The sequence below is a fragment of the Halalkalibacter urbisdiaboli genome (assembly GCF_002156385.1).
Lineage (GTDB): Bacteria > Bacillota > Bacilli > Bacillales > Bacillaceae_D > Halalkalibacter_A > Halalkalibacter_A urbisdiaboli.
The window spans coordinates 1,195,661-1,211,468 of the sequence record NZ_MVJM01000001.1 but is presented as its reverse complement, the minus strand read 5'-3'; the positions used below and the strand labels follow the sequence as shown (position 1 = coordinate 1,211,468).

At 36.7% G+C, this 15,808-nt stretch carries 11 protein-coding genes and 2 pseudogenes; 9 read left to right on the top strand and 4 right to left on the bottom strand.

What is annotated here, in order from left to right; genetic code table 11:
* The first annotated feature begins 1 nt into the window (after nucleotide 1).
* The 4 genes and pseudogenes from B1R93_RS06015 (at nucleotide 2) to B1R93_RS06000 (ending at nucleotide 3,043) form a co-directional block, all read left to right on the top strand.
* The gene (locus tag B1R93_RS06015) at nucleotides 2-931 is read left to right on the top strand and encodes an NAD(P)/FAD-dependent oxidoreductase (protein ID WP_342587505.1); all 930 of its coding nucleotides are present in this window, start codon (nucleotides 2-4) and stop codon (nucleotides 929-931) included.
* A gap of 26 nt (nucleotides 932-957) precedes the next feature.
* Entirely contained in the window at nucleotides 958-1,527 is a 570-nt protein-coding gene (locus B1R93_RS06010) for a class I SAM-dependent methyltransferase (RefSeq protein WP_088103035.1), read from the top strand.
* Between the two features lie 350 nt (nucleotides 1,528-1,877).
* Nucleotides 1,878-2,396: a spermidine/spermine N(1)-acetyltransferase gene (paiA, locus tag B1R93_RS06005; protein WP_088103034.1), complete on the top strand. Its 519-nt coding sequence runs from the start codon at nucleotides 1,878-1,880 to the stop codon at nucleotides 2,394-2,396.
* A 22-nt stretch (nucleotides 2,397-2,418) separates the two neighbouring features.
* A pseudogene (locus B1R93_RS06000) lies at nucleotides 2,419-3,043 on the top strand (FMN-binding negative transcriptional regulator).
* A gap of 499 nt (nucleotides 3,044-3,542) precedes the next feature.
* Here B1R93_RS06000 and B1R93_RS05995 read toward each other — a convergent pair.
* Together B1R93_RS05995 and B1R93_RS05990 are read right to left on the bottom strand one after the other, a co-directional pair.
* Nucleotides 3,543-4,982 carry a glycoside hydrolase family 1 protein gene (locus B1R93_RS05995; protein ID WP_088103033.1) on the bottom strand — a complete coding sequence of 480 codons (1,440 nt, stop codon included), beginning with the start codon at nucleotides 4,980-4,982 and terminating at the stop codon, nucleotides 3,543-3,545.
* Between the two features lie 231 nt (nucleotides 4,983-5,213).
* A complete protein-coding gene (locus B1R93_RS05990) occupies nucleotides 5,214-6,092 on the bottom strand; it encodes a Cof-type HAD-IIB family hydrolase (RefSeq protein ID WP_088103032.1) in 879 nt (292 codons plus the stop codon).
* A gap of 294 nt (nucleotides 6,093-6,386) precedes the next feature.
* On the opposite strand from B1R93_RS05990, the gene licT reads away from it, so the two are divergent.
* From licT to bglH, 4 genes and pseudogenes are all read left to right on the top strand, one after another.
* On the top strand, nucleotides 6,387-7,235 hold the full coding sequence (licT, locus tag B1R93_RS05985; RefSeq protein ID WP_088103419.1) for a BglG family transcription antiterminator LicT: 849 nt from the start codon (nucleotides 6,387-6,389) through the stop codon (nucleotides 7,233-7,235).
* A 225-nt stretch (nucleotides 7,236-7,460) separates the two neighbouring features.
* Nucleotides 7,461-9,407 carry a beta-glucoside-specific PTS transporter subunit IIABC gene (locus B1R93_RS05980; protein ID WP_088103031.1) on the top strand — a complete coding sequence of 649 codons (1,947 nt, stop codon included), beginning with the start codon at nucleotides 7,461-7,463 and terminating at the stop codon, nucleotides 9,405-9,407.
* Nucleotides 9,408-9,487: 80 nt separating this feature from the next.
* Nucleotides 9,488-10,924: a 6-phospho-beta-glucosidase gene (gene ascB / locus B1R93_RS05975; RefSeq protein ID WP_088103030.1), complete on the top strand. Its 1,437-nt coding sequence runs from the start codon at nucleotides 9,488-9,490 to the stop codon at nucleotides 10,922-10,924.
* Nucleotides 10,925-11,001: 77 nt separating this feature from the next.
* Nucleotides 11,002-11,367 (top strand): annotated as a pseudogene (bglH, locus tag B1R93_RS05970) (aryl-phospho-beta-d-glucosidase); the annotation flags it as partial.
* Nucleotides 11,368-11,922: 555 nt separating this feature from the next.
* Here bglH and B1R93_RS05960 read toward each other — a convergent pair.
* Complete coding sequence (locus B1R93_RS05960) at nucleotides 11,923-12,930, bottom strand: DUF3231 family protein (RefSeq protein WP_088103027.1); 1,008 nt, start codon at nucleotides 12,928-12,930, stop codon at nucleotides 11,923-11,925.
* A 547-nt stretch (nucleotides 12,931-13,477) separates the two neighbouring features.
* Here B1R93_RS05960 and B1R93_RS05955 point away from each other — a divergent pair.
* On the top strand, nucleotides 13,478-14,080 hold the full coding sequence (locus B1R93_RS05955) for a hypothetical protein (protein WP_088103026.1): 603 nt from the start codon (nucleotides 13,478-13,480) through the stop codon (nucleotides 14,078-14,080).
* A 375-nt stretch (nucleotides 14,081-14,455) separates the two neighbouring features.
* Here B1R93_RS05955 and B1R93_RS05950 read toward each other — a convergent pair whose 3' ends face one another.
* A complete protein-coding gene (locus tag B1R93_RS05950) occupies nucleotides 14,456-15,457 on the bottom strand; it encodes a helix-turn-helix domain-containing protein (protein WP_088103025.1) in 1,002 nt (333 codons plus the stop codon).
* Between the last annotated feature and the right edge of the window lie 351 nt (nucleotides 15,458-15,808).

Below are 15,808 nucleotides of genomic sequence, written 5' to 3'. Positions count from 1 at the left end.
AGTGTACAAGACGATATTAGACTGCGCTGTGATTGGCGGAGGACCGGCTGGACTGAATGCTGCTTTAGTACTTGGAAGATCAAGACGTAAAACTATCCTGTTCGATGACAACAAACCGAGAAATGCGGTGACTTCCGAGTCCCACGGGTTTATCACAAGGGACGGTATACATCCGCAGGAATTCAAAAGGATTGCCCAGGAAGAATTAAGCAGGTACCCGGACGTGAGGATCGAAAAGCAACGGGTGCAACGTATAAATAAAGAAAACACCTTGTTCCAGGTGGAGATAGAGAATGGGGAAGTATACAGTGCGAAAAAGATCATTCTCGCAACCGGCTTTAAGGAAGTCCTTCCGGATATCCCGCGGGTGAAAGAGTTCTATGGCAAGAGCCTGTTCAGCTGTCCTTTCTGTGATGGCTGGGAATTAAGAGATCGGCCGCTGGCAGTGATCGCAAATAATCAAAAGGCGTTTCATATGGCGAAATTGGTATCCAACTGGACGAACGATTTAATTATTTTCACCAACGGCAGTAAAGTACTTTCGCTTGAAGAACAAGAATTGCTCAAAAGCAAAGGCATCAGTATTAATGAAAAGAAGATCGCTGCATTCATTGGTAAAGAGGGGATGCTGGAAAAAATCCAGTTTGAAGATGAAACAGCAGTGCTCCGTGAAGGAGGGTTTATAGCTACGGAATGGAAACAGGCAGCTTCTTTTGATTCTTCACTCGAATATACATTAAACGAGCAGGGCGGGATTGTAACTGACAGCTGGCAACGCACGAATACGGAAGGGGTGTTTGCTTGCGGAGATACCCGAATTGCCGGTCCCTCCCAATTAATTATTGCGGCGGGGGAAGGTTGTATGGCTGCCATGGCTGTGAACGGAGCACTAATAGAAGAAAAATTTAACGAGGAGAAACAGAACGCCTAAACAGAGTTTAAAAAAGGAGGATATATATGCATCACTCTTATTGTAAGCACAGCAAAGGAAAGGTATCGTACTTGGAAAGTCCCGAACGAAGAAAACAATTCTCCCCGGAACAGCTGCTGAACATGATTCCTTTAAAAGAAACGGACAGCATATTGGACTTTGGCGCTGGAACTGGTTATTTTTCCATCCCTGCGGCGAGAAGGATCAAGGGCAACGTATACGCACTAGATATCGACGCTGCCATGCTGGAAATAATAAAGGAGAAAGCCTTGGAGGAAAAGCTCACGAATATTGTCCCGGTACAGGGAAGTATGGAGGCACTTCTTTTACCTGATGGCTCTATCGATATGATCATTGCTTCTCTAGTACTGCATGAAATTCAGCCGCTGGCACCGCTGTTACAGCAAATGAAAAATGTACTGAAAAAAGAAGGCTATCTAATCTGTCTGGAACTTGAACCAAAAGGAAGTTCCGAGAAAGCACCGAGAATTACCTTGGAAGGAATGGAGAGAGAAATGAAAGAAGCAGGATTCCAGGTAACAGAGAAATTCTTCCCAGCAGAATCTCTATACATGCTCGTTGCGCAGAAGGCGTAATAACCGATTATTTTTTTGTTTAATTAAAGATATTAAGTGTCTCTAAAGTATTTAATTGATTTTTCATCATAACATTTAGTTGACAAGCTAGTTTGCTTGCCCGGTTTCTAAACGTATACGTAGTTGAAAGTGTTTTTATTTCGCTTATCTGTCAACTACAATTCGCGGTGATGAACCATTTTTTTAAACTAACGAGAGCATCCCTTCAACAAGGGGTGCTCTTTTCTATGCTAACAAAAAGGAAATTAATGTTAAAATAAAGAAAATTTAAATTAATGGCTTCATTGAAAAGAAAGAAGATAAACATAACAAAAGAAATTATTGATGATATAAAGGAGTGAGAGATTAATATGACTGTAAAAATAAAAAAGTGCAACCTTGAAGATTTACAAATACTCCAGCAAATAAGTATCGAAACATTCAATGATACATTTAAAGATCAGAATTCACCTGAAAATATGAAAGCCTATTTAGAAAGAGCATTTAACTTAAAACAGTTGAAAAAGGAGTTGTCCAATCTCTCATCGGAATTCTTTTTTGTCTATGTTAATAATGAAGTCGCTGGATATTTAAAGGTAAATACCAATGATGCTCAGTCTGAAGAAATGGATGAGGAAGCACTTGAAATCGAAAGGATTTATATAAACAACAACTTTCAAAAATATGGGCTTGGTAAATATCTGCAAAATAAAGCTATGGAAATTGCGATGGAACGTAATAAAAAGAAAATTTGGCTAGGCGTATGGGAAAAAAATAAAAATGCTATTTCTTTTTATAAGAAAATGGGGTTTGTCCAAACTGGAGCTCACTCTTTTTATATGGGTGACGAAGAACAAATAGACTTGATAATGACCAAAACACTCGTATAACTTTTTTGAAAGGTGGATTATTATGTATATTCCAAAAAATTTTACGGTCAACAAATGTTGATGAAATATGGGATTTTGTCCAGGAAAACTCCTTTGGTACGATTGTCACAACGGAACAAGGGAAACCAATTGCCACTCATTTGCCATTGCAGTTAATTAAAGAAGGTGATACGTGCTATATAACGGGGCACATGGCTTATGGGAACCCTCAATGGAGAACATTTGAAACCTGTGAAGAAGTATTGGTGATGTTCCAAGGACCTCACGCTTATATCTCTTCTTCTTGGTATAAGCAGGAAAATGTGCCGACATGGAACTATCAAGCTGTACATGTATATGGAAAGGGAAGTATTTTAGAGAAAGATGAGTTAATAAAAGCTTTAACAATAATGTTGGAGAAATATGAACAAAATCGTGAAAATCCAGTTTTATGGAATAAACTTTCTCCTGAACTATTAGAAAATCAACTAAAAGGTATTGTTGGTTTTAAGGTTAAAGTAGAAGGAGTTCAGGCAGCATATAAATTAAGTCAAAACCGAAGTGAAGCGGATTATAATAACATCATTGATAAATTACGAAATGAAGGAAATCCAAATTCGAAACAAATGGCAGAACTGATGGAAAAGAGATTAAAAGATAATATATAAGCCAACTTTTATTCAACACGCAGGCAAGAATTAAAGAACGAAACGGAGCTACTTGATTGGCAGCACTCTTCAGATTGCGAAAGATTGAAGATTGCGTTAGTTGAAAAAGCTTCTTCTAAAAAAGCTCGTCCTTTGCTGCGTAGTACAACGATACTGGCAATACACAACCATTAAGAGACGATTATGCTTAGCGTAATCGTCTTTCTTCTTGCATAAAGAATAAAAGCCCTAGCAAGATACGAAGAAAATTAGCGAAACGTTGATATACCGCACTTTTTTAGCACACAAAGATATTACACACTCTTACCTTACGGGCGGGATGATGTGATTCATGCTTCAAATCTCATATAAATAAGAAAGGTCTTCCATTAGTTCAGTTCACGTAAACTATAATGGAAGACCTTTTCTATTGTAAATGCATTAATTTGGATATAATTAATGACCGGAGAAGGAAGGAAATTAGGAGCCGTATTAGCTAATCCTCTCTGCTCTTTCTCTATTATTCTAATTCTTTCCCATTTGTCGCAATCACATTTTTATACCAGTAGAATGATTTTTTCTTTTTACGTTCAAGAGTTCCACTGCCGTCGTCGTACTTGTCAACATAGATAAGTCCGTAGCGCTTCGACATTTCGCCGGTAGACATACTTACTAAGTCAATGCAGCCCCAAGCTGTGTAGCCCATTAATTCGACACCATCTTCAATCGCTTCACCCATCGCTTTAATATGCTCACGTAGGTAATTAATGCGATAATCATCATTGATGCTGCCGTCTTCTTCGACAGTGTCGTAAGCGCCAAGACCGTTTTCAACGACAAAAAGAGGGACACGATAACGGTCATAAAGTTGATTTAATCCAATTCGTAGACCAGTTGGGTCGATTTCCCATCCCCAATCACTCGCTTGAAGATGCGGGTTTTTTACACCAGCGATCAGGTTTCCTGAAGCCTTTTCTGCTTCTGTTAGCTCTTTCTTTTCCGTACGAGACATATAGTAGCTAAGGGAAATAAAGTCAACTGGGTACTGTTTAAGTGTTTCTAAGTCGCCTTCTTCCATTTTGATGTTGATACCATTTTCTCTAAAGAAACGCTTGGAGAACGCTGGATACTCCCCGCGAACATGGACATCCCCACAAATATAGTTGAAGACTTGTTCTTCTTTCATGGCATGAAGGACATTTTGCGGGTTGCAATCATACGCGTAAACAGGCATATAAATTAACATGCAACCGATTTGAGAACCAGGAATGATTTCGTGGCATGCTTTTACAGCTAAGCTGCTCGCAACAAACTGGTGGTGTAAGCCTTGGAAGCTTTCTTGAAGACGAACATCTTCTGTTGCCGGGGAGAACCCAAGACTCATTATAGGAAGATGTGTAGCTCCATTGATTTCGTTAAAGGTTAACCAGTATTTCACCTTGTTTTTATAACGGTTAAATAAAATAATCGCATAACGCTCAAAGAATGAGATCACTTCACGGTTTCTCCAGCCGCCATATTCTGTAATTAAATATAAAGGCATTTCATAGTGTGAGATGGTCACAACTGGTTCGATCCCATGCTTGAGGCACTCATCAAATACACGGTCATAAAAAGCTAGACCTTCCTCGTTTGGCTCAAGCTCATTTCCTTTCGGGAAGATACGAGACCAAGCGATTGACATACGATAAGTTTTAAATCCCAATTCAGCAAATAATGCGATGTCTTCTGCATAACGGTGATAGAAATCAATCGCGTCGTGGTTTGGATACGTGTACTTTTCTGTATCAATTTTAAAATCGAATCCAGGTTTCGAGATTACATTTAAACGGACTTTTCCACCAGGCATCACATCTGCCAGGTTCATCCCTTTGCCGTCTTCAAGATACGCACCTTCTACTTGATTGGCAGCTGTAGCACCGCCCCATAAAAAACCTTCTGGAAATTGATAGTTAGTCATATAGAAAACCTCCTTGATAAATTTAGAATGAATACTTATTCACCAGGATAAAATAAAAAAAACCTAAATCACGTAGGAAGACATACTAGTCTCATAGATACGTGATTTAGGTTTTGCCTGTGTGCACAGTTACAATCCTAAATGGGTGTTTGTTTATTTGCGATAACTATAACATGGTTTTTTTGAGCTAGCAAGGATTTTTGCAATTCCATAATTGAAACGGTAGGGGCCTTACCGAACCGTCTTCCTAATACCGCCTTTAAGTACCTCTTCAATCGCAATGGCGACCCCATGTTCAGAATTCTTTTTCGTTGTGAAGTCACAGATTTCTTTAATGCCTGGAGCCGCATTTTCCATTGCGACACTGAGCCCAGCCACTTCAAGCATCGAATAATCATTGAAATTATCGCCAATGGCCATGACATCCTCTAGTTCAATCCCTTGTCTGCTAGAGTAGAAAGCGAGAGCAGCTCCTTTATTGGCATCACGATGGTTAAATTCAAGATTTTGGTGACCGGATGAGGTGATAGAAAGATCATGTTCACCTTTTAACTGTTCACGGATTCTTTTTAAGGCATCATCTTCTAGAGAAAAAGTAAGAAATTTAAAGACGTCAATGTCGTCATTATTAAAAATATGGTCAAAATCATTAACTGTTTGAATCTTTTCATCTTGGAAACGCTGCTTTACTTTTTCTATAATTACGTCTGTTGCAACGTCTGGATAATGGGCTTTCATGACATCAACCAATATATGAATAAAGGCATCCCGGTTAATAGAATAGCCTCCAGCACTTGTAAAGATTTCAAAATAACTTGATTCACTCGTACATGCGAGTTCGATTTTTCTACATGCTTCTTTGTCTAAAGCAATATTACGAATCAATTCACCATCCTCTAAATAAATTTGTGCTCCATTTAAACAAATAATCGGACACGATAATCCAGCTTCTATTAAAGGTTTTGAAGCAGCCTTGTAAGAGCGGCCTGTTGCGATCACGACCTCGATCCCTAATTCCTGTGCTTTTCGGATTGCTTTTATACTTTCTGGGCTAACTTCGCTTCTTTCATTTAATAATGTTCCATCCATATCTGTTGTGATTAATTTCATTATTTTCACCTCTCTATGACTCTATAATAACTATGGATAAAGCATAAACTAGTTTTGAAAAAATGAAAAATAATTATTTTGGATGAGTTGTTGACAATAATTAATTTGCCATGGTATAAAATTAGTAAGCGATTTCAATTAAATATTTTCTTAGACGGATTGTTACTGTTCGGCAGGCAAAACCTAAGTTTGTTTCGGAGGCTCTTTTTGGGGTATTCTGTATACAAGGTTGGGTTTTTTTTATATCCATTTACAGACAGACCGAGACAAAACAGAAGTAGGGCGGGTTTGATGATGAAGATTAAAAAAGTATTTAATAATAATGTCGTAATAGCGAATAACGAGCAAAACCAAGAGGTTGTCGTGATGGGTCGGGGACTTGCCTTTCAAAAAAAGGCTGGAGAACCAATCGACACTACGAAAATCGAGAAAACCTTTGTATTAGAAAAAAAAGGTGTTTCTGATAAATTAGCTCAGCTATTAAGCGATACTTCTGAAAAATATTTAAATATATCGTCAAAGATTCTAGATTATGCCAAATCGCGATTGCCATACAAATTGGATGATCATCTGTATGTGGCTTTAACAGATCATATTAGCTTTGCCATAAGCAGGCATAAGCAGGGGATTGATTTAAAGAACCCTCTCTTATGGGAAATAAGAAAACATTATAAGCTTGAGTTTCAAGTATCCTTGAAGGCGTTAGCTATTATTCAAGAGGAAACAGGAATCTTATTTGGTGAAGATGAAGCTGCATCGATTGCACTTCATTTAGTCAATAGTCAGTTATCCGGTGAGAATATGGCTGAAGCTGTCCAAGTGACCGAAATGGTCAATAATATCTTAAATATTGTTAAGTACCATTTCGGAATGGAGTTAGATGAGAGCTCCATTAACTATGAACGATTTCTCACTCATCTTCGCTTTTTCGCTATGAGGTTTGTACGGAAAGAGCGAGTGGAGGAAACTGAAGACAATTTTCTTTATGAACAGCTAAGTAATAAATATACTGAAGCCTTTCGGTGCAGTGAAAAGATTAAAGTGTACCTAGAAAAGAGCTATAATTGGGATATTTCTAAGGATGAAGTTATCTATTTGACGCTGCATATTCACCGTGTTACACAGCGGCACCAGCAAAGCTGAGGACGAGTAAGCAAAGTTTCAAGATGTACTAGCAATTATATTTTTCTTGTAAGAGAAAGCGTTACCTTAATCATAAATTAATATCTTTACCATGGAATGTTACCTTAAGTGGGCTTAACCTGGTCTGAATGTGAAGCACAAATGCTACTTTTCTGTGCGCTCAATCGGATCAGGTTTTTTATTTACAAAAAATACAAAAGATAAATGAGAAAGTGGGGGTTAGTCATGAAATACGAACAATTAGCCAAGTCAATTATTGAAAAAGTTGGCGGAAAAGAAAACGTGAAAAGTGTTGTTCACTGTATTACAAGATTACGTTTTAAGTTAAAGGATGAAAGCAAAGCCCAAACTGAGGCTTTAAAAAATATGGATGAGGTCGTAACCGTCATGAAAAGTGGTGGACAATATCAGGTCGTCATTGGGAATCATGTTCCTGATGTTTACAAAGCAGTTGTTGACGTTGGTGGATTTACAGACCAATCGCAGAAAAATGAGGAAGATACAAACGAAGAGAAGGGTAATCTTCTTAGTCGCTTTATCGATGTAATCGCAAGTATCTTTACACCAATCTTAGCTGTACTAGCAGCAACGGGGATGATCAAAGGATTTAATGCATTGTTTTTATCAGTTGGTTGGTTAGAATCAACTGATGGAACATATCAAATATTAAATATCGTTGGGGATTCATTGTTTCATTTCTTACCGATATTCTTAGGTTACACGGCGATGAAGAAGTTTGGTGGATCGCCATTTATCGGGATTGCCATTGGGGCATCGTTAGTATACCCAGCGGTTAATACACTGATGACAGGTGACCCGCTTTACGTATTATTTGCAGGGACGATGTTTGAATCTCCTGTATATGTAACGTTCTTTGGTATACCAGTTATTTTAATGAATTACGCTTCCACCGTAATACCAGTCATTCTTGCAACATTCTTTGGAGCGAAGATTGAAAAGTGGTTTAAAAAAGTTATTCCGGATGTTGTCAAAACATTCTTAGTACCTTTCTTTACATTGCTTGTTATCGTACCATTAACATTTATTATCATTGGTCCAATTTCTACATGGGCTGCACAAATTATTGGTCAAGCAACGGTATTCGTTTATGATTTAAGTCCAGTTATTGCAGGTTTATTTATCGGTAGCTTCTGGCAAGTATTAGTTATTTTCGGGTTACACTGGGGTCTTGTACCAGTTGTCATTAACAACTTATCAACATTTGGTGCTGATCCAGTATTAACAATGATGTTTGCAGCTTCGTTTGCACAAATTGGTGCAGTTCTTGGAGTTTATTTAAAAACGACAAATAAAAAAATAAAGTCACTTAGTATACCGGCATTCATTTCAGGGATCTTTGGTGTAACAGAGCCCGCGATTTACGGGATTACCTTACCGAAGAAAAAACCATTTATTATCAGTTGTATAGCTGCTGGTATTGGTGGTGGAATCATCGGATTTTTCGGAACAAAAACTTATATGATTGGTGGACTTGGAATTTTCATGATCCCATCATTTATTGGTCCAAATGGCCTTGATATGACCGTATGGGGTGCTTTAATTGCTATGGTTGTTGCATTCGTATTGGGTACAGTCTTGACGTATTTATTTGGTGGGGTAAATAAAGAAGAAACTCCACTTGAGAAAACAGAAGCAACGGCTTCAGAAGCTCCTGTAGAACCATTAGAAGAAACAACAGTAAACAGCATAGTAGAAGCAAAAGGTGAAGTGGTTTCAAGTCCATTTGTAGGTCAAGTACTCTCCTTATCAGATATTAAAGATGAAGCCTTTGCAACAGGTGCACTTGGGAAAGGTGTTGCTGTTGTACCGATAGAAGGAAAATTAGTTTCGCCTGTATCAGGAACGATTTCTGTCTTATTCCCAACAAAGCATGCTATTGGTATTACTTCTGATAATGGGGCAGAATTATTAATTCACGTTGGAATGGATACAGTTCAATTACAAGGTAAGTTCTTTGAGGCTCATGTGGAACAAGGAGACCGTGTCGAAAAAGGTCAACTTCTAATTGAGTTTGATATTAAGGGAATTCAGGAAGCTGGATTTGAGATTGTGACCCCTGTAGTCGTAACGAACCCAGATCAATATAACTTGATGACAACAGAAGAAAAAGAAGTAAAACATGGTGATAGTCTCATTACCTTAATTAAATAAGAATCGTTAAAATGATTGAAACCAGAAGGAAAAATCTGAGACCTCCCTTTTGGTTTCTCTTAATTGAGAGGAGTTTTATTTTGTCTACTTATCAATTTCCAGAGAATTTCTTATGGGGTGGCGCCATCGCTGCGAACCAAACAGAAGGTGCGTATCTAGAGGATGGGAAAGGCTTAACGTTAGTTGATTTATTGCCAACCGGGGAGAAACGGTGGGATGTAATGTTAGGCAAGCTTGACCAATTTACACCAGAAGAAGGAGAGTTTTATCCTTCTCATGAAGCGATTGACTTTTACCATCGCTATAAAGAGGACATTGCTCTTTTTGCCGAAATGGGATTTAAAGCATTGCGTGTTTCGATTGCTTGGGCTCGTATTTTTCCAAATGGCAATGATGCAGAGCCGAATGAAGCGGGCTTACAATTTTACGATGACTTATTTGATGAGCTACTAAAACATCGGATTGAGCCTGTTGTGACCATTGCTCACTTTGATGTTCCAGTCAATTTAATTAAGAAATACGGAAGCTGGAGAAATCGCAAGCTCGTAGGGTTTTTCGAAACGTACGCGAAGACGATTTTGGAACGTTATAAGGATAAAGTGAAATACTGGATGACCTTCAACGAAATTAACATGCTTCTTCATCTGCCTTTTGTTGGTGCAGGACTTGTTTTTGAGGAAGGAGAAGATCAAAAGCAAATCAAGTATCAAGCAGCCCATCATCAGCTAGTGGCAAGCAGCTTAGCAGTAAAGGCGTGTCATGACATCAATCCAGATGCAAAGATCGGCTGTATGCTTGCAGCAGGCATGACGTATTCGTACACGTGTAATCCAGATGATGTCATGGACGCGATGGAAAAGGATCGTGAATCGTTCTTCTTTATCGATGTACAATCTCGCGGAGCGTATCCAGGTTATGCGAAACGTTTCTTTAAAGAAAATAACATTACGATTGAAATGGAAGCCGAAGATGAAGCTTTATTAAAAAATCATACCGTCGATTATATCGGTTTTAGCTATTATGCAAGTCGTGCCACAAGTACCGATCCGGAAGTATTGAAGAACCAAACCGCTGGTAACGTATTTGGGTCAATTGAAAATCCGTACTTAGAAAAGTCAGAATGGGGCTGGACGATTGATCCTAAAGGCTTCCGTATTACAGCAAACCAATTATACGACCGCTATCAAAAGCCTTTATTTGTCGTAGAAAATGGGCTAGGTGCCGTGGATGAAGTGAACGCAGAAGACAAAGTGAACGATGACTACCGTATCGAGTATCTCCGAAAGCATATTGCCGAAATGGGTGAAGCCATTGAAGATGGAGTTGACATCATCGGTTATACAAGCTGGGGCTCTATCGATATTGTTAGTGCTTCCACGGGGGAAATGAAAAAACGATATGGGTACATTTATGTCGATAAAGATAATGAAGGAAATGGTTCTTTAGAGCGTCTGAAAAAGAAAAGCTTCGATTGGTACAAGCAAGTAATTGAATCAAATGGACAGAGCTTAGATTAATCAATGAGGTGAAATAATGAGTAAATTAGCAAAATTCCCAGAAGGCTTCCTATGGGGTGGTGCGGTTGCAGCCGATCTTAAGAACCGTTTGTAACCAATTGTATGATCGCTATGAAAAACCACTTTTCATTGTCGAAAATGGGTTAGGTGCTGTTGATGTTGTGGAGAAAGATGGAACTATTCAAGATGATTATCGTATAGATTATTTACGTGCTCACATTGAAGAAATGAAAAAAGCAATCGGTGACGGCGTAGATCTTATCGGTTACACATCATGGGGGCCAATTGATTTAGTAAGTGCTTCAACGGCTGAGTTGAAAAAACGTTATGGCTATATTTATGTAGATCGGGATAGTGAAGGAAAAGGTTCTAATGCACGCTTGAAAAAGAAAAGTTTTAACTGGTACAAAAATGTCATAGCAACCAATGGAGAAGAACTTTAAGGAAAAAACAATGATGACTGTTCGCCATTGCTGAATCAGCTAACGTTAATTTCATAGTATATGATGTTGTTTCTTCAGAAGTAGATGAGATCTCTTTGTTTGTCTCCTCTTTTCCTTCTGAAGAAGATTCTTTAGCCTGTGATCCACATAAAACTAATGCCATTATCAAAAGACGGTTCTGTATTGGTGAACAGCTCCCGTCAAATAACCCGTCTTACTCAGGCTCGAGCACCGCCCATTGTCATATGTTGACGTGTATAAGCATTCCTCGCCTCTGTAATAACTAACAAATTAAAGTACTTGCTGCACAGTACAACGATATTGTTCAAAAATTACCTACCTAAGAGACGATTACGCTCGGTGTGATCGTCTTTTCGCATTTGACTAAATACTGTGTAATAAATGTTTTCACTTTTTTGAGACATTGTGAATGAGAAGGAGTTAACAAGATGTGTCAATCATGATGAAATCTAATTATTGGAGAATTTTAGCCCTCATTCGAAAAACGAAGATCTGCTCAATTTCAGCAGACCTTCGCTTTTTATGTCAAAAAACCTAATTTCCCGCCAACTCCTTCCTATTCGGAGCGTGTGGTGGTTCTTCCATCCATCCCCGTTCTATTAAAATGTCTGTACCATCCTTCCCGTACTGCAAGATTTCAGGAATTAGTTTTGAATATTCAGTAGCGAGATCTAATCGAGTTGATGTACTTAATGCATGACCAATATAGGTTATTCCTTGGGTATTGAGCATAGTTACAAGGTTCATGATGAGCTTTTCTGAAAAAGGAGAAGAAGTAGAAGTTGACACCTCAGAGTTAATCATTATAGTGCCAAGCAGATCTTCATTGATTAAGGTTTGGTTTAGGAACTCAATTTGTCTCAGAGCTAACTCTTTTCCTTTTGTTAAAAATTTTTGGATTTGTTCATCTTTCACCACTTGAATAAAACCAGTGAGTAAGATTAGACCAAAATAGTTCCTTTCAATATTAAAAAACATTTCAGATAGTTCAAGAACATTTAGTGGGCGTTTCTTTTCGAGCCATTTGGATAAAAAAGTTTCCTTTTCTTTAACAAATTCAACTTTATCGGGATACGGGATCATTGATGGGCGATCGTATATCCCTTTTGAAAGCATAAGATTTACTGATGTATTATAAAGATCCAATGTAGAGGTCAAACACTTAGAAAAGAAAGTCCGTATATCTTCACGGGCAACGTTAGATAATAGCATACCATAGTTCATCAAACCCATACGACTCATTCCGTATGTGTAACTCACAGGAAATAAATCAAAAAACAAAGGTGGTGCTGAAAGATTCAAATCTTCATCGGAAAATCCCTTGGGAATAGGGATGTTCTCTTTTTCAAAAATGCTCTTTATTTCCTCGATATGTGTTTTTGATAAATCTAAGGTTAGTTTAATTAAGGGTTTAACATCTTCGTTATTCGAATGGTGTAAGAAATGCTTTGTGAGACAGATAGATAGACTATCGTTGATATATGTAGTCCATAATCCTGAAATTTCAGTTGATGATAAACCTACAGTATGTTTTGTATCCATTAAAGATCTCCTTTTTTAGATTTTTTCTCTTTTAAGTATGCTCATGGCTAAACTATTTATTCTTTTTATTTGTATTTGTGTAGAATTATGTAGAACTAGAGAAGAACAAAATAGGTTTTTACAGTTAGTTAGCGAAATTTCTATAAAGAATACAAAAAGTGGGTAGATGGAACTTTATCTGTTTTTTAAAATTAAAATAAGCTACTTTAATGGATGAAATCTAAATTCAATTGATGTTAAAAGAGATACTTTATCAGAATGATTGGTCATTTATCTTTCAAAAGATAGAGGATGCTGATATTGATAAGTTAAAAACGGGAGACTTTAGCAGTGTAAACTTTAAAACGTTAATTAAAAGGTTAAAAGATGAATGCTATATAGAACTTAACGCGTGAGTATAAGTTATTTGATTAACAATACGAGGAAGCGTAAGCAACAGAAGGGGTTTTCTTTAGTTGAAAAAGATTTAACTGTGGAAGAGGTTCTAGAGGAACGTAAACGTGAACTTGAAGTAAGGAAAAACCAGTTGGGGTAGAGGAGGTTTAGAATGGTTCAAAAGTACAATAGGGAAGATGAACTTAAAGAACGATTTAACCAGTTCATCTCATCCAAAGTCACTGGTGAAAATATAGACTATTATTCAAAACTATCAATAGAAGATTTTGTAGATATAAAAACCGCGTTAAGCGATATTAACAATATTATTACATATAAAACCACAATCCGTTTTATGGACTGGTTAAGAGAATATTTTTCTTATGTAGATGCTAATTATCAGGTTTATTTAAATGAGGTGTTGGGAGCAAAGCCAAGTGGTAATGGCTATGATATCATGGTGACTGGTGATGTAAATATCATAGCTGAAATCAAGTGTAACAAGCCTATTAACAGTGGGTTTAAATTTGGCTCTGCAAAGAGGAACGGTATTATTAAGGACATTCAGGGTTTGCTAAAAGGAAAGTCGAAGGTAAACTTTGACCCGAAATCCGCTTATAAGTTCCTAGTAATCTATGATTTTGGTGAACACACTTTAAAAGCTACAGAACATCTAATCAAGAACATCCCTTCTGAATATAGGGGGAAAGTTGAATTATATACTTACCAAACTCAATTGACGTTGGATAAGGTATATGTCGTGTTCATTAAATAATGACTTTATTTGATATTAGGTTTTAAATAGTTTGGAGGGTAACTTGGATTTAAATAAATTAATTCCATCTAGGTTACCTCATATTACGAACAGGAGAGTTTCTGTGACAGTGCAGATTTTTTTGCTGCACAGTACAACGATATTGTTCAAAAATTTCCTACCTAAGAGACGATTACGCTCAGTGTGATCGTCTTTTCGCATTTGACTAAATACTGCGCAGCAATAGTTTTAATTTTATAATTAAGTTGTTTTAAATTATGAGACAGTGAAACGATTAGTAAGTGTGATATTCTTCTTTTTTGCTTCATGGGCAAATTCCATGAAGCAAAAAGTACACACGTTCTAGAAATTCTTTTAGTAGTTCGTGTTTGTCCATTATTTTATCTTTCTAAATTTTAACGGAGTTTTTCCATAAGTCTTTTTAAACATTTTAGAAAAGTTTGTGGAGTAGTTATAACCAACTTTATGAGCAATTTCTTCAATACTTAAATCGGTAGTAGATAAAAGGTTTGCAGCAATAGACATTCTTAGGTTATTTATATATTCTCCGATGGATGTGTGATAAAGCTTTGAAAATCCTGCCTTTAACTTTTGTTCATTTAAAAATACCAGTTTACTTAAAGCCTTAATAGTAGGGGGATTATAATAATTTTTTTGTAAAATATCATGGGCTTTTTTAATAGCTTGAATGTCAGAGTAGGTTAGTTTCATTATCCTGTTGGTACCAATATGGATATTTCCATAGTCAATTTGATTTGTAAAAGCATTCTCTTTAGATTTTGTAACTTCATTTATTAATATAGCGATACACTCTAAAATCTTACTTTCTAAATAAATACTAGTTAAAGAATTTTCGTGATCTAAACCTTGTAATTGTCCAATGATTTCAATAATATCCAAGGGTAGATATATATAAGTATAGTTTTGAATTAATGATTGAAAATCAATGATATTTGCAAAGTTCGGCTTTAAAATTTCGTTAAAATAGTTTTCGTGAATAGTTATTTCAGTTCCTTGAAACTGTTGTCCTTTTTTCCACGTTGTTGTCACATTAAGATCTTTTTCTAGAACCAAAAAAGATGAAGGAGTAAAAGTATATACAGGATTTTTTTCAATCTTAAACTGTGTTACACCTTCATAGACAACCCCAAACCTCATCAACAGCTCCGGATTATCAAGTATCAGTGAGAAATCCTCAGGTATTTTATAGTCAGCAATGTATAAATCATAATAACCTTCTCTTGAATAATTAATAAGGTGCCCAAGATCAGGTCTTGTTTTATTCGTGTATAAAGTATAATATCCACACTCTATTTTATTGAAAGATAGTTTTTCTAAAAAACTAGATTTAAATTGTTGGTAAGACGTTATGATCATTTTTTATTCTCCTTTTAAAAAGTATATTCCATAGTGTTCTGTTATTCAATTAGATGAGTTGCAAAAATGATTAAATTAGGTGTAAATATTACGATGATAATGATTATCATATACAATTAACTTTGCACTTGAGTTCAACCTTTTAAATGATTCTTATAGGTAGGATTTTCTGTTTTCAGCCAGTATGATTTTACTAATTTTTGAAACTGTCATTTGAAGGTAAAATTTTACTTAGGACTCAAAACCAGTTGAGCATTCCTGTTACTATTTTGTTGGAAGCCTGGTTTATATTACTATCAGACATAACGTAAGAGATATCGTATGCTAGAAGTTAATTCTACTTTGTTATAT